This is a genomic window from Conexibacter sp. W3-3-2, from assembly GCF_009707605.1.
Taxonomy (GTDB): Bacteria; Actinomycetota; Thermoleophilia; order Solirubrobacterales; family Solirubrobacteraceae; genus Paraconexibacter; species Paraconexibacter algicola.
This window is the reverse complement of the sequence record NZ_WLYW01000002.1, coordinates 206,219-226,126: the sequence shown is the minus strand read 5'-3', so window position 1 is coordinate 226,126 and position 19,908 is coordinate 206,219. Positions and strand designations below refer to the sequence as shown.

16 protein-coding genes are annotated in these 19,908 nt (G+C 70.3%); 5 read left to right on the top strand and 11 right to left on the bottom strand.

Features of this window, described 5'->3' with window-relative positions:
• The first annotated feature begins 162 nt into the window (after positions 1-162).
• Both GKE82_RS24325 and GKE82_RS24320 read left to right on the top strand, forming a co-directional pair.
• Entirely contained in the window at positions 163-603 is a 441-nt protein-coding gene (locus tag GKE82_RS24325) for a hypothetical protein (protein ID WP_154735535.1), read from the top strand.
• An 85-nt stretch (positions 604-688) separates the two neighbouring features.
• Positions 689-1,267, top strand: a complete 579-nt coding sequence (locus GKE82_RS24320) for a hypothetical protein (RefSeq protein WP_154735534.1) — start codon at positions 689-691, stop codon at positions 1,265-1,267.
• An 812-nt stretch (positions 1,268-2,079) separates the two neighbouring features.
• On the opposite strand, the gene GKE82_RS24315 is transcribed toward GKE82_RS24320, so the two are convergent.
• Positions 2,080-2,541, bottom strand: coding sequence for a hypothetical protein (locus GKE82_RS24315; protein WP_154735533.1), 462 nt, complete (start codon positions 2,539-2,541; stop codon positions 2,080-2,082).
• A gap of 37 nt (positions 2,542-2,578) precedes the next feature.
• The gene (locus tag GKE82_RS24310; RefSeq protein WP_154735532.1) at positions 2,579-2,785 is read right to left on the bottom strand and encodes a hypothetical protein; all 207 of its coding nucleotides are present in this window, start codon (positions 2,783-2,785) and stop codon (positions 2,579-2,581) included.
• A 2,020-nt stretch (positions 2,786-4,805) separates the two neighbouring features.
• Here GKE82_RS24310 and GKE82_RS24305 point away from each other — a divergent pair.
• Together GKE82_RS24305 and GKE82_RS24300 are read left to right on the top strand one after the other, a co-directional pair.
• The gene (locus tag GKE82_RS24305) at positions 4,806-6,110 is read left to right on the top strand and encodes an IS1380 family transposase (RefSeq protein ID WP_196189339.1); all 1,305 of its coding nucleotides are present in this window, start codon (positions 4,806-4,808) and stop codon (positions 6,108-6,110) included.
• Positions 6,111-6,360: 250 nt separating this feature from the next.
• Positions 6,361-6,870, top strand: a complete 510-nt coding sequence (locus tag GKE82_RS24300; RefSeq protein WP_309233837.1) for an HNH endonuclease — start codon at positions 6,361-6,363, stop codon at positions 6,868-6,870.
• 295 nt (positions 6,871-7,165) lie between these two features.
• Here the strand turns inward: GKE82_RS24300 and GKE82_RS24295 are convergent, their stop codons facing one another.
• The 6 genes from GKE82_RS24295 to GKE82_RS30225 all read right to left on the bottom strand — a co-directional run bounded on the left by GKE82_RS24295 (position 7,166) and on the right by GKE82_RS30225 (position 14,162).
• A complete protein-coding gene (locus GKE82_RS24295) occupies positions 7,166-9,094 on the bottom strand; it encodes a hypothetical protein (protein WP_154735531.1) in 1,929 nt (642 codons plus the stop codon).
• Positions 9,095-9,607: 513 nt separating this feature from the next.
• Complete coding sequence (locus GKE82_RS24290; RefSeq protein ID WP_154735530.1) at positions 9,608-10,576, bottom strand: hypothetical protein; 969 nt, start codon at positions 10,574-10,576, stop codon at positions 9,608-9,610.
• Positions 10,560-11,561 (bottom strand): hypothetical protein, encoded by a 1,002-nt coding sequence (locus GKE82_RS24285; RefSeq protein WP_154735529.1) that lies wholly within the window; start codon positions 11,559-11,561, stop codon positions 10,560-10,562. The genes GKE82_RS24290 and GKE82_RS24285 overlap by 17 nt, the downstream gene beginning before the upstream one ends.
• Positions 11,558-11,701: a hypothetical protein gene (locus tag GKE82_RS24280; protein ID WP_154735528.1), complete on the bottom strand. Its 144-nt coding sequence runs from the start codon at positions 11,699-11,701 to the stop codon at positions 11,558-11,560. Before GKE82_RS24280 ends, GKE82_RS24285 begins: the two co-directional genes overlap by 4 nt.
• A 261-nt stretch (positions 11,702-11,962) precedes the next feature.
• Positions 11,963-13,951 carry a hypothetical protein gene (locus GKE82_RS24275; RefSeq protein ID WP_154735527.1) on the bottom strand — a complete coding sequence of 663 codons (1,989 nt, stop codon included), beginning with the start codon at positions 13,949-13,951 and terminating at the stop codon, positions 11,963-11,965.
• A 79-nt stretch (positions 13,952-14,030) separates the two neighbouring features.
• The gene (locus GKE82_RS30225; protein WP_255451149.1) at positions 14,031-14,162 is read right to left on the bottom strand and encodes a hypothetical protein; all 132 of its coding nucleotides are present in this window, start codon (positions 14,160-14,162) and stop codon (positions 14,031-14,033) included.
• 124 nt (positions 14,163-14,286) lie between these two features.
• Between GKE82_RS30225 and GKE82_RS24270 the strand changes: the two genes are divergently transcribed.
• The gene (locus tag GKE82_RS24270) at positions 14,287-15,591 is read left to right on the top strand and encodes an IS1380 family transposase (protein WP_196189339.1); all 1,305 of its coding nucleotides are present in this window, start codon (positions 14,287-14,289) and stop codon (positions 15,589-15,591) included.
• A 353-nt stretch (positions 15,592-15,944) separates the two neighbouring features.
• On the opposite strand, the gene GKE82_RS24265 is transcribed toward GKE82_RS24270, so the two are convergent.
• The 3 genes from GKE82_RS24265 to GKE82_RS24255 all read right to left on the bottom strand — a co-directional run bounded on the left by GKE82_RS24265 (position 15,945) and on the right by GKE82_RS24255 (position 19,897).
• On the bottom strand, positions 15,945-16,523 hold the full coding sequence (locus tag GKE82_RS24265) for a DUF1707 domain-containing protein (protein WP_154735526.1): 579 nt from the start codon (positions 16,521-16,523) through the stop codon (positions 15,945-15,947).
• 145 nt (positions 16,524-16,668) lie between these two features.
• A complete protein-coding gene (locus GKE82_RS24260) occupies positions 16,669-17,745 on the bottom strand; it encodes a hypothetical protein (RefSeq protein WP_154735525.1) in 1,077 nt (358 codons plus the stop codon).
• Positions 17,746-17,887: 142 nt separating this feature from the next.
• Positions 17,888-19,897: a PKD domain-containing protein gene (locus GKE82_RS24255; RefSeq protein ID WP_154735524.1), complete on the bottom strand. Its 2,010-nt coding sequence runs from the start codon at positions 19,895-19,897 to the stop codon at positions 17,888-17,890.
• Between the last annotated feature and the right edge of the window lie 11 nt (positions 19,898-19,908).

Below are 19,908 nucleotides of genomic sequence, written 5' to 3'. Positions count from 1 at the left end.
ATCGTGACGCCGTAGGCCGTTGCGCCGACCCGGTGGGCTGTTCGCCGGAGTCGCCCGCGGGACGGGATCTCTCTCGCCCGGTTCGAGACGGTCTCTCTGAGTCACAGGACCATGCCGCCTAAACCCCACCAGTCCACCGGACCGGGGCACTCCACTTGCAAGTTGTCGATGGACCTGAGTACGGTGTCGCACATGCGTACAACGGGAGAGATTCTGCGCGAGGGCCTCGTGCTGGCCGTAGCGTTGGTGGCGTTCGCCGCCTCGGCCGCGACGGCTGATCATTGGCACAACACGGGGGGCGGGTATCACGGCGTCGTGCATGGCTCGTCAACGACCGATCAGTCCTTCTTCGCGCGAGTCGACTCCACCGGTCTGAACCTCAACTACTGCCGCGTCGGCGATCTGCAGTGGGGCTACTACTCTCCGGCCTCGACCGTCACGGGGGGGACCGATCTGTGCCAGCAGTGGAGTAGCGCTTACGCAAGTGGCACCAAGAACGAGTGTCAGGCCCTGGCGGCGGTGGCAAAGGACGGCTTCTTTTCCCCTCATGGGCACTATGGCCACAACTACACCACGCAAACCTGCCGCGTGATCTACACCTAAGAGAGGTATGAGGATGAGACTTTCTCGAACGGGAGCGGGCGTGCTTTTGTTTGCCGTGACCGCTGGCGGCCTAACCGGGATCAGCATGTCAGCTCCCACCGAATCGGAGCAAGGCCCTGACGTGCGTCCGGTGAGAGCGCCGGAGATCAAGCAGAAGGCTGCGGGGCCGAAGGGGCAACTCGCGATCGCGACCTACCGCAACGGAAACGGTCAGGCCTGCTTTGCCACCGGCCGCGTCCGAGGCGATGAGGTCGGCGCAGTCGATAGCAAGGGACGTTTTCTGCCGCTGCCCCCCGAAGGCGGCAACTGCAAGTCCGAGGGCGCGCCGGTTGGGTTTCAGGTCGAGCCGGTCGACGGTGGTGGGGTCCTGGTATCGGGCGTCGCAGACGGCGACATCGTGAAGGTCGAACTCAAAGCGGACGGAGTGTCGGCGGAGGGCGTACCGACCAAGGAGGACGGCGCGTTCTCCTTCTACTCGCCCCAGGTCCCACGCAAGAATTCGCGCCTGCGATTCGTGTACGCCGACGGCCGCACCGTCGAATCCGCGCGCTTCGACGAACCGGAGTTCCCGAGCCTGGAAGAGATGCAACGAGATGCGGCTCTCGCGGCAGAGAACCCCACGGAGGCGCAGGCGAAGCACGCGCAGCGGCACCAAACCCCCTGATCGCGAGCCGAAGCCGGCAGCGGCGGCCTAGAAGCGCCGCTGCCGCGGTCCTCTAGCTGCGTGGAGCGACGTATTCCTCGAACGCTCCAGGTAATCAGCTATGTTCAGGACGCCGGCCTGGTTGGTCTTGGAGGGCGGGAGCTCGTAGCTGACGCCCTAGTGCTTGAGGGTGAGCTGGCGGCACTGGGTCGCGACGAGCTCCGAGCGGCGGAATGCGCCAAGCGCAGCCGAGGAAGAATGAGTGCACGGTGGGACAGGTTGACGGGCCCGGCGCTGTCCTCGCGCGGGACGACCTTCGCGGGCTCCTCGCCGGGTCAGGGCGCGGGAGGCGTGGTCGGATCTCGACGCTCGAGCGCCCCCTCCTGCTGGCGATAATATCTCCATATCAACAGCTGCAGGGGAGAGGCGGCGAGTCGCTCGGCCTTGGGCATGACCGTCGGCCTGCCGGCGGGCGGACTCCGCCTACCGCACGCGGAAGAGCACGGTCTTCGCGGTCGAGCGGAGGACGCCCTCGGAAAGGCCAGCGACCGAATGGCACCTGGCGATAAGGCCCGTCAGCGGTGGGGCTGTCTCGACGGCCGGCGATCACGGAATCCGCTACCCGCAGGGATGGCCCCTGCGGATGGTGCTTCCGGGGCGCCCCCGGTCAGGTTCTCGGACGAGAGTCGGATCCGTGACCGGACACGGCTGAGCTCGACAACGAGCTAGTTCGACTCGGGGCTCGCTACCTCGCGCACGGCTTCGCGCCGTCGGCGGTATCGACCTGGTGCTCTGCGTCGCTCTGTGGACCACGTTCTTCTCACGGCCTCGTTCTACCCGGCCCCGTCGTCGGCCTCGAAGCGATCGCCTCCCGCCCTGGTGCAGATTGAGCCGTTGGCCATCTGCGGAGCGAGGCACGTCCATTCGTCTAGGCGCGTGCCCTCGATCCTTGACTGCCCAGGTTCCCCTTCGCCGTTGAGGTAGCGCTCGTAGACGCTCTGGGCCTCGTCGCAATCGACGCCGGCGCTGACCGTAGTGAACCCCTGGCAGTCCGCGCGCGGCGATGGGTCGGGTGGGCTCTGCTCCTGCTGGTCACCAACGGTCACTCGCAGCCCGTCCGTACCGGCTTGGATATCGACCGGAGATGTCGCGCTCTGGCCGTCGAGCTCGAAGGCACACGAGGCGCGGTCACCGGCGGAGAACGGCTCCGAGCCTTGACAGGAGGCGGTCGACTCAGAGCCGAACTGCTCCCTAACCGCGGCCACGACCTTCTCTTCGAGCTCGGCGAGAGACAAGCCTGCGGTGTCCTCGGCGTCCTCGTCTCGCGCTTGCTCACGCTTTTAGGCACTCAGCGTCCTGTAGGCACTCGAGGGTCTCCTCACAGAGCCGCGCCTCTTTGTTGAAGTCCTCAGAGCCTGGGGGGTTGCCCGCCGAGCGGGCGGCCTCGCTGCAGGTCGCCGGGAAGTTCTGCTCTCCGCACCCGCTGGTTGCAAGAATCAGCGCAACTGCGCTGGCGAAAACACCGACCGTGGCCCTCATCACGCGAACGCTATGCAGGCGCTGAGCTTCTTCGCGCTGAGCAAGGGAGCGTGCGAGCGCCGCCATCTGCGCGTGTTGGCGCTGCGCGTCGATTTGGTCGGGGTCGGACCCGACGGCTCGAGCTCACCACCCTCGCGGCCATCGAACGCCGCGGCACCGCCACGATCCCCGAGCTAGCCGACGCCCTCGAGCGCCACGGACTCGCCGCCGTGACCGCGACCACGAGTACCTGGGCGACGTAACCATCAGCGCCACCGCATGCCACGAAGGTCGCGGTCAATGCGGACGGACCCGCTGATCGCTGGATGCCGGTCGGCGTGCTGTGGTTCCTCTAGAGAGCGGCGGACGGGTATGTCTTGGTCGCGCCCCTCCCGGTCACGACGACCGTGTCTCTGAGCGAGGCGGTCACGACACGCACCGAGGTGGGAAGTCCTCGTCACGGCCGTTCGCCTTTTCGATTGGCTTCGTGCGCTGATGCGTCTACTCCGTGAGCGTGATCCTGCCCTCGGCGGTTACGGTGGCGTTCGGTGCGGCCCTGAGCTCTTCAAGGGATCCGAGTGCGTCAGCGTCGGCGCCAAGGAGCTCCCACGATCCAGCCTTGACGAAGGCTCCAACCACTGGCCCGGCGACAATTACGCACGTGCCCTCCGAGACGGTGGCATCGGTCCCAGACAGTGTCATCCTGACCACGGGTCCAGGCCATTCTGCGACCGTAACTGACGCGGGCACTCCGCCGAATGTTGAACCCCCGGCCAAGCCGAACGCCTGACCGCGCGCGTCTTGATCTGCGGTGGAGTTCCAGTCAGCAACGCACGCCTGCAACGAGTCCGTTCCGGGGTCTGACGACTCGGCGTCGGATCCGCTCGAGTCTGAGCCGCAGCCTGCGATGACCAGAATGGCGAGCGCCGCGGCGGCAGCTGTCCGTGGCATGCGGCAAACATAACTCCTGCACTCGCCCTAGGGGAAGGGATAGCGCGCTCGACCTTGAGCGCAAGGGTTCGGCCCTGGTTCCTCGGACATGGTGCGTCGATGTCCGACAGCTACCGTGGTCCCAACGCGTGGGTCGATAGGGTCGTCCCGCAGACCCTCGAGCAAAGCCGCGCCGGGTCGCGTCGGCGTGGCGGCGGCGGCGGGCGAGCTCGCCTGGCGTCGGCCAGGTCCGCGGCAAGCTCGGCGTTTAGCGACGCGCCGGCGGGGACGAGCTCGCTCCCCATTTTCGTTCCCGAGTTCGCCTCACCAAGGCGACCCGCACTGGCCGCTGGTCGCTCCCCGCCTCCCGCTGCGCCGCCCTTCGACGCAAGGAGGCCGCCAAGCGCCGCCAGGCCGCCGCAAAGAAGCGCAGACAGCAGAGCTCGTCCGGCGGCTCGACCGGCGGAGGCGGCAGCTCCGGAGGTGGCGGGTCCTCCGGCGGCGGGTCGGTCGGCTGCGACGGCGACCCCAACGCCACGCCCTACCCGCAGTTCCCCGGCCAGCGCGACGGAGACGGAGACGGCTGCTACGGCGAGAGCTGACCGTGCGCCCGAGCCCCTTCGCCGCGATCACCCCAAAGACCCCGGCCGCCTGGACCTGCCCCCCGGCCGGATCGGTGAAACCGAGCAGCTCCCCGAGGCCTCGAGGGCCGTCCGCCGAGCCGCCCGAGGCACCGGTGCCCAAAGCCCCTAAGCGCCGCGAGTCACGCCACCGCATGACCTGGTGTCCGGCTGCCCGACGGCGCAATCGCTGCCGTGGTCACGGAACTCGCGCGCAGGTAGCGTTGTCGACCACATGGCGAAGAGCGAGCCGCCCCGCCTGACGCGTCTGAAGGACCTACCTGAGGTCACGCCCGCCGCCGTCTGGCGAAGAGGCAGACGACAGCGCGTGTGGGTTGTCGAACCGCAACCGGGCACGCGGTTCACACTTAGCCTCGATCCACCGCGAGGCTAGACCGGTGTCGTCCGGTTGCTAGCGAAGAATGACCTCCTGAGCAGGGCTTTTCACGGATGTAGCGGCATCCGGGGTCCTGCAGCAGGAGGTCACCTTCGTGGTGCAGCATGGCGGGCCGTCCGGACTGGACGCGATCGACGTCTGTTTTGACGATGAGCGGGCGGTCGCCAGCGCCGGGATCGCGCTGGTCGCGACGCTTGCCCAACGCCTTGGGGCCGAGCAGCTCATCGACGAGACCGTCGATCTCGGTGATCGTCCCGGCGCCGGCCTGGAGGGCGCGAAGGCGATGACGTTGGTCTCGGCGATGGCGCTCGGCGCCGACTGCATCGACGACTGCGACCTGTTGCGCTCGGGGCGCACCGCCGAACTGGTCGGCCACCGCGTGCTTGCCCCGTCGACGCTCGGCACGTTCTTGCGGGCGTTCACGTTCGGGCACGTCCGCCAGCTCGACCGTGTCCTCGGTGAGCTCGTCGCGCGCGCCTGGGCCGCTGGCGCGGGGCCGGGCGACGGGCGGCTGGTGATCGACCTCGACTCGTTCGTTGGTGAGGTCTACGGATCCAAGAAGCAGGGCGCGGCGTTCGGCTACACCCGCGTGCGCGGGATGCATCCGATCCTCGCCACGCGCGCCGACACCGGCGAGGTCCTGCACATCCGCCTCAGGAAGGGTTCGGCGAACACCTCCAGGGGCGCCGGCCGGTTCCTCGACGAGCTCATCGCCCGCATCGCCCGCACGAACGCGACCGGCCCCAGGTTGCTGCGCGCCGACAGCGGCTTCTGGAACAACAAGACCTTCGACAAGCTCGAGGCCGCGGGCTGGGACTTCTCGATCGGCGTTCGCCAGAACCCCAAGATCCGAGCAGCGATCGAAGCGATCGACGAGACCGCATGGACCACGCTCGAGGACTACCCGAAGACCTCGATCGCCCAGATCGCCGAAACCGAATGGGCCACAAGCCGCCGGCTCGTGATTCGCCGCGTTCGCACCCTCGACCGCCAAGGCCAGCTGCTGCCGACCTGGGAGCACTACGCGTTCATCACCAACCGCACCGACGACCTCGCGCTCGTCGAGGCCGAGCACCGCCAGCACGCACAGATCGAGCTGGCCATCCGCGACCTCAAAGACCAGGCCCTCGCGCACTTCCCCTCCGGCCGCTTTTGCGCCAACAGCGCCTGGACGGTCCTCGCCGCGATCGCGCACAACCTGCTGCGCTGGACCCAGCTGCTTGGCGCCCCCAACCAGACCATCCGCACCGCCCGCACCCTGCGCCGCCGCTGGCTGACGTTGCCCGGCCGACTGACCCGCACCGCCCGGCGCTGGACCCTGCACCTGCCAGCCCGCTGGCCCTGGCGCAACGCCTTCACCCAAGCCCTCGAACGCATCCGCGCCCTGCAGCCGGCCTGACCGCCGGCCACTCGTTCGACGACGATCGCACCGCAGGACCTCCGCGACGGCCCCTGCACGCACACCCTGCTCAACCGCCGCCTCAACAGCTTCCGAAGGCGACCGCTAGCTCAGTTGGCGGACCATCGGCTTCCCGAGCCACCGCTCACGCGCTCGACCCCCTCGGACCGAGCGCGCTCACCGTTTACGCGGTGGATCGAGGCTTAGCCCTCGGCCTGCCGGAGCAAGCTGGCTCGAATACTTCAGGGGCGTGGCGTACCTCGGCGAGGCCGACGGGCACCACTACTGGATGGTCAATCTCGACTGCTGGGTCACTCCTGACCACCTCTCTCTCGACGAGTTCGCCCGCCACGTCACGCGCGTCACGCGTAACGAGGCGCGCCGAGAAGCGCGCGCCGAAGCACAGGCCAAGGAACAGGCGGCCCAGCAGCGAGCCGCGAAGGCTGCCCGCGCGCGCGAGGACGAGCTCATCTCGCAGGCCCGACTTCTCGACGCCGAGCGCCGACATCGCGAAGAGGTGGCATGGGCGCGCAGCGTCCTGGACGACAACCACGGCGCACCGACCAAGCGTCGGACACCAACCCGCAAGGTCCGTGCCGCCGTGTGGGAACGTGACGGCGGCGCTTGCCAGGGATGCGGCAGCACACAGCTGCTGCAGTTCGACCACATCATTCCCCTGGCCAAGGGCGGCTCCAACGCGATCACCAATCTGCAACTGCTCTGCGACACCTGCAATCAGCGCAAGAGCGCCTCGATCTGAGCCTCAAGCTCTGCCTGTCCGGCCCGCCGGTGCTCGCGACGGCGACGTCGGTCCCGCTTTGACCAGCAACGCGGATCTCGTGATGTGCAGGCCGCACCGGGTGCAGCGAGATCGCGGGTGGTTCGCGCGCACGGAACAGACGAGAGGCAACTCCTTGCACCGTGGATCGACGATCCGGGATCCCGGACGCGCAGACCCCGTCGGCTACCAGCGCCATAGCGTCGGCGCAGTGGCGCAGCGCGCTGCTGGACTCGAGGTGCCGGCCGCGGCTGGGAGCTCCAGACGCGGCGTCGCACTAGCGCTGGGGGCGGAACCGAAACGCCGGCGTCTGCAGATCGTCTGTGGTGATCTGCAGCAGCGGGGCTGAGCAGTAGCCGTGGCGGCGTGCGTAGGTGCATACCCACGGATAGATGCTCAAGCCCGCGACCCAGTTGTTGACGACCGAGAACGCCTCAAGGCAGCGCACCGCCACGAGCTTCTCGAGCACCAAGCGGCCGTCGAAGCAGGTCGGTGCAGGTTTGGGTTTGCTGGGTCGCGGTCGCCGCACTGTGACGGTCGCGCGAGCGACCACCTTCCCGCCGACGATCCAGCGCACGCGATGGCGGCCCTGCCTGCTGCGGCGCGCGAGCGTCACGGACCTCCCGGCTCGACCGAAGACGCAGTGTCGCCGCTCGCACACCTTCACCGGGCTCGAGCGTCCCCACGCATCGACGAGCGTCGCCTTCAGCGCGCGCCCGACATACGGCTCGTTCACGACACCCTCAAAGCGCTCCCGGCACGGCACGATGAACAGGTCGTCGGTGACCGCCGCACGCCGCTGACCCGCCAGCACCACCGAGGCCTCCTCCACGCCGCCAATGCTGCAGGTCCACCGCACGCGGGTTTGAGACTTGCCCACGGGCAGCGGCCAGCGGCGCCGGGTCTTGCCTGCGCGCAGCAGCCGCAGCTCTCCCGGGGCGCCGGACAAGGTCGCGGTCAGGACGCTTTCCCCGTGGCGCGAGCGGACCGCCAGGCGTGCGGTTGCACGCGTCGGAGCGGCACCCGCGCCGCCAGGCTGCGGCGCGGTGCCGCCTTCGGGCGCCGGTGAAGCGGGAGCCGGGTCCGGTGCCGGGGCGGGGTCTGGCCCGGTCGGCGTGGTCGGCTCGCCGGTGCCCGGCGGCGGGGCGCTGGGCGTGCCGTCCTGAACCAGCGTGACGGTTCCCGGGGCGGTGGTCTGGAAGGGCAGCAGCGCCGTGGGCTGGAGAAATCCAGGCCCGCTCGAGCGCACCGAGACCGTCCCTGCAGCGATCGCGAAGATCGCGCCGCTGCCACCGAAGGCCGATTGGTCGGCGACCTCGACGGCGGAATCGGCGCGCAGCCCAACCGCGACGGGGTCGACGAAGTCCGAGCCACTGGCGACGACCGTCGCGGTCTGCGCACCGCCGTCCACGCGGACCACCGCGCCGGCCCCAGCGGTCTCCCGGTCGGCGACGAGGACGGTCCCGTCGGCGTCGATCGCGGGGCGTGTCGGGTCGGCCAGCGGCGGGCCGCTGGCCATGCGGTACTGCACACCGGTCGACGGGCGGATCCCGACGACCGAGCCCGAACTGCCTCCGCCGACCACGAGGGTGCCCGCGGCGTCGGCTGCGATGCCGACCGGGTTGGAAAGCAAGCCCCCGGAAGAGATGTGGGTCTGCGCCCCGGTCGCGGGGTCCACGCCGATCACGCCGCCCCCGCCGCCAAACGCGGTGATGTCCACCACCGCCAGCCGACCGTCGGGCAGCTCAGTCAGGTCGCTGGGATCACGCAGGTACCCGGAGCTGGCGATCAGCGTCTCCTCACCGGTCTGCGGATCCAAGCGCAGCACCGCGCCGCCCCCGCCGCTGGCGCTGCTCTGCGCGGTCAGGAACACCTCGCCCGCGCGGGTGCGCAGCACGCCGGTCGGATGAACCCACGGCCCGGCCGTCCAGACCCGACGGGCCTGCCCCGCAGCATCGACAACGAACACGGCACCGCACCCCGGATTGCCGAACGACGCGCAGCCCCCGCCCGCCTGGTAATCGACCACCAGCGTCTCACCCGCGCCGAACGCCGCCGCTGACCCACAGCAGATCGTCAACCACAGCGCCACGACGCTCAGCACACCCAGCGCGGCGCGCCCCAGCAACGTCCCCGCGCGGCCTTCAAGGGAGTCACGTGTCTCGGCGATCGCAAGCATCAGATCAGGCGCTGCATCGACCTGCATGGCAACGGTCTTGAGAGACTACCCTCGCGGCCGCGAGCGCTGCGCCCTGCTGCTCGCAGAGTTCCGCGCCTGGGTCCTGGACGAGCAGGGACGCGTGTTGCGCACCCGCTACGAGATCGGGCTCTGGTCGGCCGTCCGCGACGCCCTGCGCGCCGGACGCCTGCAACGCGCCGCCAGCCGCAAGTACCTCGACCCAGCCGCCTTCCTGCTCCCCGCCGCAGACGCTCCGGACCAGAATCACCGCTCCCCGAGCTCCCGTCACCCCGCACGAGCGCGTCGAGGAGACAGGACGAGCCACGGGAAGCCGCGTCCCCGGAGGGTTGACGAGACCACTAGCCCGGCTGCCGGGGCGGTCATCGCCCTCGGTCCCTCGGCGGGCTGGGCCACGCGAAGAGGCCGCGGTACACGCTCTCGCACACGTGGCGGGTCGCCGGCGCCACGTGGCGAGCGGCGACCGCCTCGGCGATCTCGAGGCAGGCTGCCCGTCAGGTCGGCACGAACGGCCCTGCGGGTTCAGCGGGGCGGCGGGTTTTCGGTCAGCGCGGCGGCCAGGAACGGGTCGGCGAGGGCCCATTGGCGAGCGGCGGGTTGGTAGATGAGGTCGGCTCGTTGCAGGGCGCGGAGGGCTCCGGCGACACGGGGCGGGGTGACGTTGGGGACGGCCGGGTAGGGGCGTGCGCCGGCGGCGATCGCCAGCAGCAGTCGCGCGCCCCAGGGCGCGAGCTGGCGCGCGATGGTGAGCGCGCTGCCGGTCGATGCGGCACGCCGGTCGCGCGCGGCGTTCCAGGCGGTGTCGAGGTCGGCCGTGCTTGCGGCGAGGCGGGCGAGCTCGGCGTACGGGGCGCGTGCGGCCCGGGTGCGGGCGAGCATCCAGTCGATCTCGGCGTCCGTGCGCCCGGCCGCGCGGGCTTGCGCCGGGGTGATCGCGGCGGGGAGCTCGAGGTGTTGTGCAGTCCCGAACATCGCCGCGTCGCGCTTGAGCAGCGCCGGCGCGGCCCAGGGGCGGCTGGTGAGGACCGTCGGGCGTCCGTCCTGGGCGTGGCCGCGGATCGCCCACAGGATGTCGGGGTCCAGCAGGTCGGCGTGCAGGATCCGCAGCTCGGTGCCGTCGGGGACCGCGCTGAGCGCCTTGTCGAGGGTGAGGTCGGCATGCGGTGCACCCATCGCCGAGGCGATCGCGACGTCAGGGTTGCCGTAGGCGGTGGCGATCGCGAGCGCGTCGTCGCGGTGCACGGTGCTGACGCCCGTGTGGAACTGGCTCGCGGGTGCGATCTGGGTGAGCGTGCCGCGGACGAGATCGACGAGCAGGGCATCGCTGGAGGCGCTGAGGCGCGCGTCCAGGGTGAGGGCCGGGCCGGGGCGGGCGAGCGTGAGGAGCGCGAGATCCGCGGCGCCGGGAGGACAGGTCAGCAGCAACGGCCGGTCCCGCGCGGCGGCCCGCTCGACGTGCTCGGGGCTGAAGAGGTCAGTCCAGTCCATCATGGCGTAGCTCCCACGCCTCGTCGGTGCGCGCAACGAGCAGGCCGGCCCGCACAGCGGCCTGCGTCGTCTGTTCCAGGAACTCGCTGACCACCGCGGTTTCGCGGGCGAGCAGCATCGTGCAGTACGGGTGCCGATGGGAGAGCTCGAGCAGGTCGGCGAGGGCCGACGGCTCGATCGGTGCGCCGAGCCGTCGGAAGCGGTCGGTCAGCGCGCTACGCCAGTCCGCGTCGATGATGGCGGGCAGCGGCAGCCGCGTCCCCGCGTATCGCAACGGACCGTTGTCGGCGGTGAGGTGCTCGAGGGCGTGCGCCTCGCTTGAGGCGACCAGCACCCCGACCGATCGGTCCTCGCGCAGGACCGATCGGATCGCGGCTTGCTCGTCGGCGGGCCAGTCGGCCAGCACGTGTGCTTCGTCCAGCACCACGACGGCGGACGCGCCGTGCTCCCCGACGCTCTTACCCAGGCTCTCGAGCACCTCCGCCGGACTCTTGGCCGCCGGGTCAAGAAGTCGCGCAAGCGTCTGCCCCACCAGCCCCTCCTGCGAGCTATGGCCCTGGCTGGCGCTCCTCAGCACGCGGCTGGCGCCGCTCCTCCCCTTCCGGGCTGCCGCGCTCGCCGGTCGCAGCTGGGCAATCAAGCTCTCCGCGGTCGCCGCGGCGCTCTGCAGACGCGCGAGATCGACGATCGCGCCCGGACGTCCCCGCGCCCGGAACCGCAGCACGATCGCGCGCGCCGCGCTGGTCTTCCCCGTCCGTCGCGTCGCGAACAGCTTGTGCTTCTCGCCGCGCGTCATCCGCGCGTCGAGATCGTCCAGGAACGAGGGTCGCCCGACCTGGTCCTGCTCGTCGAGCGGCACCCCAACCGGAAACAAGGTCGCTATATCGCTCATCGAGCTATCATGTACGCCCGAACGATATAAGGCAAGCCGCGACGTTTCGACATCATCGGACCGACGCTGAGCGGAGGACGACATCGCGTCCGTCACACGCCTGCCTCACGTCGCGCCCGTGCCCTCGCAAAGGCTTCCGCGGCACGCTCGACTTCACCCCGCTCCTTGAGCAGGACCCCGAGGTTGAACGCGCCGGCCGCGTCGCCGCGTTGGTCGGCGCGCTCGAAGGCCTGCACGGGTAGCGACAGTAGCCGTGCGTACGGCAACCCTTAATGCTAGTCACGGTTGACCGTTCCCACAGCGTGCAACGCCGTGCGCAGGCTTCGGCCCGACCGAGTCCAGTTCTCACCTTCCCGCGTCGTCTCGCGCGTCGATGAGCCCAGCCTCTAACGGTTTCGTGCAAGCGCGTACACCTTTTCGTAGTCACATCGGCGTCAGCACGGGCGGCCAAGGCACGCTGAAGCAGCCCTGCTGACGGCGAGGCCCCCCGCCTTGGGTCAGCCGCGGACGCGGACCTGGCGGGTGTTCGAGCTGCCGGTGACGTAGGAGTAGGTGCTGTCGCGCAGGACGCGGGCGCGGAACTCGTAGGTGCGCGTGCGGGTCGTGGAGCGGAAGCGGTAGCTGAGCTTCCAGGTGCCGGCGGTGCGTCGTGCGGGTGCGACGGCCTTCCAGCCCTTGGTGCCCTTGCGGCGGGCCTGGACCTGGACGAGCACGCCGGAGCGCGGCAGGGGCCGGGACTGCACGCGGCCGCTGAGGCGCAGCAGCTGGCCGTTGCGCATGCGGGTGCGGCTCAGTCGCAGGCTGCTGGCGGCGCGGACGTAGAGCTTGATCTCGGTCTTGGCCGCCCAGGCGGTGTCGGTGGGCTGCGGCTTGTAGGCGGCGGTGAGGATGCGGTTGGCGCCCTTGGGGCTCGTGATGCGTGCGCGTCCGTTGGCGTCGGTGCGGCCGGCGGCGACCTGCTGATCGCTGGTGCTGGTGCTGGTGGCCGATCGGGCCAGCAGGTAGATGGTGGCGCCGGCGATCGGCGTGCCCTGCGCGGTCCTCAGGCGCGTGCTCAGCGTCGCGGAGCGGTTGAATCGCACGGTTCGCGTCGAGGGGCCGGCGACGGTCAGCTTGACCGCGCCTGGGCTGGTGCTGGCGCCGGGGTTGACGGGCGCACCGGCCGGGGCCGCGGCGGGGCTGCCGGTGCCTGCGGCGACGCCGGGCGTCTGTCCGGGGTCTCCCTGGGCGGTGACCGGTGCGGCGGGCTTCACGGTGCGCCCGTCGGCGAACGGTCCGGCGGTGATCGCGGTGGTGTGCGTCGCGGTGCCGCCTGCGTCGGTGGCGATCGTGCGCAGCAGCAGCTTTTTGCCCTCGTCCTGTGCGGTGGGGGTGTACGTGGAGGCGGTGGCGGCGGGGATGTCCGTGCAGCCGGTGCCGTCGGCGTTGCAGCGGCGCCACTGCAGCGTCGTGGTGTGGTTCTGGCCGTTGAAGGCGGCCGGAGTGGCGGTGAGTTCGACGCCGACCTGGGCCTCGGGCGCGTCGATGGTGCCCTCGCGCGTCTGGGCGGGCGGGTGGTTGTCAAAGACGACGGTCCGCGGCCCCATGGCGAGGCTTGCGTTCTCGGCGACGTCGACGACGTAGGCGCGGATGACGTGCTGGCCGTCCGGGACCTGGGCGGGGTTGTAGATGAGCTCGGCGCTACCGGACCCTGGGCAGGGCACGGGAGCGCGGTACGGGGGCCGACAGCCGGAGTAGCTGCCGGAGGCGACGGTCTGGCCGTCGACGCTGAGGCGCAGGGAGTGCAGACCGCCGCCGCTGTCGGTCGCCGAGGCCGACAGCGACTTCGACCCGTGCCAGGTCGTGTCTGCGCGGGCGCTGCCGTCCACGGAGCCGACGGCGGGAGCGTTGGGATCCTTGATCCGCACGCGGATGTCCCGCACCGCGGCGTATGCCTGGTTCTGGCCTGGGTGCGGGACGCAGGACTGGCTGCCGCCGCAGATCACCCAGAAGCGCACCGCGCGGGTGTTGTTCAGAGACGGCGGTCCCCATGCCAGGCCGCCGTCTACGGAGCGGCATCCCTGGAAGCTCGTGCAGGAGAAGAACTCCTGCGCTCCGTTGTAGTTGCCGTCGGTGCGGTCGCGGGTCCAGGCGAAGGTCGGGTGGCCGCCGTCGCTGGGGCCGAGCGCGACCCGGTGGTTGCCGTGGACCTCCTCGATCGACAGGGATTCGGCCTGCGCGCCTGACGGTACGGCGAACGTCCACCACGCCCGCGCGTTGCTCGCGATCACCTGCGTGTTGTCGAGGCTGACCGACAGGCCCTGGCCGGCGGCGCAGCCCGCGGAGGTATAGGCGAACGCGCCGCTGATGTCGGTCGTCCATCCATGGTGGGTGCCGGTGCCGTTGCCGTCCGCGCAGCCGATGACGTCGAAGGTGCCCGCCGAAACGGCCGACGGCACCATCAGCGCCGCGCACGCGGCGGCAAGAACCGGGATCGAGAAGCGCATGGCTCCACGGTGACCGGCGGGTGTGCAGGCCGCCGACGATCGCCCCGTGCCGGTGGTGAATGACCGTCCCGCGGCTCGGTCAGGGATCGTCGAGCCTGCGGTGCATCTCGTGCGCGCGGGCCGCGAGCTCGGAGGGCTCCAGCGTGGCGCCCGTGGCCCATGCGCTGCTGACGATCCCGGTGGCGATCAGGTGCAGCTCATCGGGGAGCACCTAAGCCTCGATCCACCGCGAGGCTAGACCGGTGTCGTCCGGTTGCTAGCGAAGAATGACCTCCTGAGCAGGGCTTTTCACGGATGTAGCGGCATCCGGGGTCCTGCAGCAGGAGGTCACCTTCGTGGTGCAGCATGGCGGGCCGTCCGGACTGGACGCGATCGACGTCTGTTTTGACGATGAGCGGGCGGTCGCCAGCGCCGGGATCGCGCTGGTCGCGACGCTTGCCCAACGCCTTGGGGCCGAGCAGCTCATCGACGAGACCGTCGATCTCGGTGATCGTCCCGGCGCCGGCCTGGAGGGCGCGAAGGCGATGACGTTGGTCTCGGCGATGGCGCTCGGCGCCGACTGCATCGACGACTGCGACCTGTTGCGCTCGGGGCGCACCGCCGAACTGGTCGGCCACCGCGTGCTTGCCCCGTCGACGCTCGGCACGTTCTTGCGGGCGTTCACGTTCGGGCACGTCCGCCAGCTCGACCGTGTCCTCGGTGAGCTCGTCGCGCGCGCCTGGGCCGCTGGCGCGGGGCCGGGCGACGGGCGGCTGGTGATCGACCTCGACTCGTTCGTTGGTGAGGTCTACGGATCCAAGAAGCAGGGCGCGGCGTTCGGCTACACCCGCGTGCGCGGGATGCATCCGATCCTCGCCACGCGCGCCGACACCGGCGAGGTCCTGCACATCCGCCTCAGGAAGGGTTCGGCGAACACCTCCAGGGGCGCCGGCCGGTTCCTCGACGAGCTCATCGCCCGCATCGCCCGCACGAACGCGACCGGCCCCAGGTTGCTGCGCGCCGACAGCGGCTTCTGGAACAACAAGACCTTCGACAAGCTCGAGGCCGCGGGCTGGGACTTCTCGATCGGCGTTCGCCAGAACCCCAAGATCCGAGCAGCGATCGAAGCGATCGACGAGACCGCATGGACCACGCTCGAGGACTACCCGAAGACCTCGATCGCCCAGATCGCCGAAACCGAATGGGCCACAAGCCGCCGGCTCGTGATTCGCCGCGTTCGCACCCTCGACCGCCAAGGCCAGCTGCTGCCGACCTGGGAGCACTACGCGTTCATCACCAACCGCACCGACGACCTCGCGCTCGTCGAGGCCGAGCACCGCCAGCACGCACAGATCGAGCTGGCCATCCGCGACCTCAAAGACCAGGCCCTCGCGCACTTCCCCTCCGGCCGCTTTTGCGCCAACAGCGCCTGGACGGTCCTCGCCGCGATCGCGCACAACCTGCTGCGCTGGACCCAGCTGCTTGGCGCCCCCAACCAGACCATCCGCACCGCCCGCACCCTGCGCCGCCGCTGGCTGACGTTGCCCGGCCGACTGACCCGCACCGCCCGGCGCTGGACCCTGCACCTGCCAGCCCGCTGGCCCTGGCGCAACGCCTTCACCCAAGCCCTCGAACGCATCCGCGCCCTGCAGCCGGCCTGACCGCCGGCCACTCGTTCGACGACGATCGCACCGCAGGACCTCCGCGACGGCCCCTGCACGCACACCCTGCTCAACCGCCGCCTCAACAGCTTCCGAAGGCGACCGCTAGCTCAGTTGGCGGACCATCGGCTTCCCGAGCCACCGCTCACGCGCTCGACCCCCTCGGACCGAGCGCGCTCACCGTTTACGCGGTGGATCGAGGCTAAGGCGCAGCGGTCTGTTCGGTGATCGCCTGCAGCCACTCACGACTCTCGAGGCTGCTGCGTATCCCCTGCGACGACCCCGGGGGTGTCCGCTTGCTGTGCGTCTGCGTGGGCGGCCGGGCTGCTTCTCCGGGGTGGCGCCCCGTGCGGTCAGAACTTGATTCCGGCGATCGAGCGGCGTTTGCGGATCTCGACCGACCCGAACATCGTTCGACCGCGGATGACGAAATGCGGGGCGGTGGAGGTCCTGCGGGCGCTGACCGCGCTCTTGACCCTGCCCATGCTCGCGACCAACTCGTCGACATCGGCAGTCGCACCGTCGGGGAGCAGCAGCTTGGCCGATCCCGCCCCGAGCCGGAGATCGATATCGACGACCGGGCGCACGATCGCGGTGTCGCAGAAATCAAGATGCACCGACCCCATGCTGCTGCGAACCTGGATGCTGGCGGGAACGCTCCAGCGACCGGCGCGCTTCAGCCCGCTGGCCCCCGCGCGCAGAACCAGCGGCTGGCCGGAAGGGAGCGCCTCCTGCGCCCCGCCGGGAAGATCCGCCAGTGCCGGGACCAGATCAGCGGCGTACCGGGAGGCATGGACGAGCGCGAGACGTTCCTCGAGCTCCTCGACGGAGATGCGGCCCTCGGCCATTGCGCGGTGCAGACGCTCCGCCGCGTGCTCGCGGTCGGCATCAGCGATCCTGACGGCCGGCGTGCCGCCACGCTTCGGAAGCATGCCCCGAGCATAGACCCACAGACCATCGCTACCGCGCGCCACGTCGCAGCTACCGGGGCGCGTGTCCGTCGCGGCGCGGGTCGACGAACGCGAGGACCGGGCGACGACCTGGCCGAGCAAGCGCTCGCGGCCGACCGCCGCCACGTCAGGTCACTGCCGTCGCCACCGCGCTGAGGAACCGCTGGAGGTCGTCGGGGGCTGCGAGGCCCGCGAGGGGTGTGCGGGGCCAGCGTTGGCGGTTGCGGGTGAAGGTCACGCCGGGGATCATCTCGAGTTCGCTGAGGAGGGCGGCGATCGCGGCGTGGTCCCAGCGATTCGGCTCTCGGCGATGGAGTGTGTCGACGTGCAGCTCGAGGCTGCCGTCGTTCCACGCGCGCAGGACGATCGCGCCGTCACGCAGTCGGATGTCGGCGGAGCGGGTGTTCCAGTGCACCTTGAGGTCCTCGCGTGACGTCGCCCAGGCGAGGATCTCCAGGAGCACCGCTGAGGACCCCGCATGGTGTTCCTCGAGGGAGGCCGTGAGCTGGGCCGGGGTGATCGAACGCGCTCGCGGGCGTGGGGAGGGGCCGACGGCGGTCGGGCTGGTGATGATCCGCGGAACGATCGTCTGGTGGTGGCCGTCGGCGTCGACGTACTGGCGGACCTCGATCGCGGTCACGGCGATCGCGTCGAGGTGGCGGTCCAGGAAGCTGATGATGCGCTCGAGGTCGGGGTGGATCCGATCGCTCACGAACACCAGCCGCAACCGCTCGACCTCCAGGTTCGCGCCGACCAGGGCCAGGAACGCGTCCGGATCGCCGGCGCCGAGCTCGGCCTCGAGGTGCTCGCCCAGCCCCCTCCCTGCCCCGGCCGCCGCGGCCTCCAACAGCTCCGTGATCCGCGCGAGCGGGTAGCTGTCGGCCAGGCGCACGGCGTAGTCGAGCATCTGCGCGACGACCTCCCGACGACCGCGGGTGTCGCTTGAACGCTTGACCTCCACCAGCGTCGGGACTCCGCGCGCGTCCAGGAACAGGTGATCGAGGCTGAACCGCGACCCCGTCGCCGGATCGTCCCCCAGGCCCGCCTCGCGCTCCAGCAGCAGCAGCCGGGGCTGCCCGCCGCGTTCATCCACCAGCACCTGCGGGTGCTGCGCGATCAGCTGCTGCAGGACGGCCTCCGCATCGAACGGCGCCTCGGTCATCGCCACGTACCGCTCCCCATCCCGCACGAAGATCCCAGCCACCCGACAACCATCCCACGCCCCTCACCCCCGCGCTGCGACACCTGTTGCACAGACGGACGCGGCACGGGCAGGATGCGCCGACCGAGAGCCCCCGGGCGCGCCCGCACCTCGAGGACTCGCCGGCCCGATGCCCGGGTGTGGGCTACCTGGTGATCTTGACGGTGGCGGTGTCGCGGCCGGTGGTGGCAGCTGCGGTGACCTTGAAGGTGAGGGTCTTCTTGGTCTTGAACGCGGTGGTGACGGTCTTCTTGCCTGCGGGGGTGAGCTTGATCGCCTGGGAGAAGTTGCCCTTGGCGGAGCGGTTGATCGTTGCGGTGGCGACCTTGCTGGCGCCGTAGCGGACGGTGATGGTGATGGAGCCCTTGGCGGTGATGGCGCCGGCGACGGTCACGCCGGTCTTGATCACGGCGGCGCGGGTCTGCTTGGCCTTGGTGCGGTCAATGTTGAACGAGAACCGTGAGGCCGTCGGGTTCGAGCTTGGCGTGGGACTTGGTCCCGGGCTGGGCAAGGGGTTCAGGCCCGGCCCGGGGTTCAGGCCCGGCCCGGGGTTCGGTCCGGGGCTCGGGCCCGGGCCGGGGTTGATGGTGGGGGCGCCGATGGTGAGGGTGCGGACCTGCAGACCGAACTCGCCGGTGCTGTCGGTGACGCGCAGCCGGACGGTCGCGGTGCCCCGGGCGGGGAAGGCGGTGGTGACGGTGGGACCTTCGGCGTCGAACGCGCCGTCGTTGTTGAAGTCCCACTGGTAGCGGACGATGTCGTCACCGTCGGTGTCGATGCTGCCGGAGGCGTCGAAGGCGACGGCCTGACCCACGCTGGCGCCGTTCGGTGGGTCGCTGGCGATGCGTCCGAACGGCGCGCGACTCATCATCGCGCACCGCATTGTCGGGCACAGAAGCACGGAGTCCGCAAGGTTCCAGTGCGTGGCCAGATAGCTGCCCGGCGCCGGAGCGGGGTTCCAGTAGTCCTCCCCGCCGCAATCGATCTGCGGGAACGGCGACCCTTCGTCGCACGCGGTCGCACCGAACCCGCCGGCCGACATGATGTCGTTGGACTGCTTGGTGTGCCCACCGGAGACCGCGCTGGGCGCGGTGCTCTGCACGCTCCCCAGCATGTGGAACACCTCGTGCGTGAGGATCCGGGCTGCATGGTCGAGCGGGTCGGAGCTGCTACCGAACACCTGGAACGGCGCGTCAGGCGTGCCGTTGGGCGCGAGAAATCCGAACTGACCTCCGAGCTGATGCGGGCTAGCGTCGCCACGGGCGTCGCTGACGAAGGAGCTGGCGAGGCCTGCGGGGAGGCCGGTGACGCGGTCCAGCAGCACGATCTTGTTGTTCGGCTCGCCGGCGCCGGTCACCGCGTTGACCTGCTGTCGCAGATCCGCAAGGACGTCAGAGGCGGGACGGTTGTTGTAGGCGGAGGAGGGCTGTGGGAGCGCGACGGTGGTGATGTCGACCTCCTGCGCGTTGCAGGCGGTGCCGAGGTCGTAGCGCACGGTGCGGCCGTTGGAACGACTGCCGTCCGGCGAAGCCCGCGCGACCAGGTTCATCGAGCGCTTGACCATCTGCTGGATCGTGCTCGCCCACTGGGAGAACCGGTTGCCGGTGTCAGTGGTGTACGCGTAGATGGCCTTGACCACCGGCGCGTTGCTGAGCGCGTTGGCGGTGTTGTCGGTGGTCGTCCCGCCGCCGCAGTTCCAGGTGTCCGGCAGGTTCAGCGTGACCGGGATCGCCGATCCCGGCGTCTCCGCGCGCGACGTCGCCGAACGGTCGTACGTGTCGCCGTCGTGGCGGGCGTCGAAGTTCTCCGCCACGATCGCCACCGGCGTGTCCTGGCCGGCGACCTTGAACGGCGCCGTCGAGACCTGCACGTCGTCGTGGTCGTGATGCTCGGACGCCAACGCTGGACCGGCGCTCAGCGAGAGCGTCACAGCAGCGATGAAGACGACGTACGACCGCCGGCTCGTGAACGTCGTGGCGAACTGCGACAAAGCGGACATTTGGAGCGCACAATACGGATTCCGGACCGACCGGGCGTATGCCGTCGATCTCAGCCGCCTTGCGCCAGGCGGCGCCTCCTGGGAGTACGCCCGTGCTGGGCCGACAAGCGCGACTCCGTCCGCCGTCGGACATCCCAGACGCGCGGGGCGGCTCAACTGCCGGACCA

Bases quoted from the DNA above. Each gene is read 5' to 3' on its own strand.
- GKE82_RS24265 (WP_154735526.1), bottom strand. From the start codon at position 16,523: ATGCTTCCGAAGCGTGGCGGCACGCCGGCCGTCAGGATCGCTGATGCC.
- GKE82_RS24290 (WP_154735530.1), bottom strand. From the start codon at position 10,576: ATGATGGACTGGACTGACCTCTTCAGCCCCGAGCACGTCGAGCGGGCC.
- GKE82_RS24295 (WP_154735531.1), bottom strand. From the start codon at position 9,094: ATGCAGGTCGATGCAGCGCCTGATCTGATGCTTGCGATCGCCGAGACA.
- GKE82_RS24310 (WP_154735532.1), bottom strand. From the start codon at position 2,785: ATGAGGGCCACGGTCGGTGTTTTCGCCAGCGCAGTTGCGCTGATTCTT.
- GKE82_RS24320 (WP_154735534.1), top strand. From the start codon at position 689: ATGTCAGCTCCCACCGAATCGGAGCAAGGCCCTGACGTGCGTCCGGTG.
- GKE82_RS24275 (WP_154735527.1), bottom strand. From the start codon at position 13,951: ATGCGCTTCTCGATCCCGGTTCTTGCCGCCGCGTGCGCGGCGCTGATG.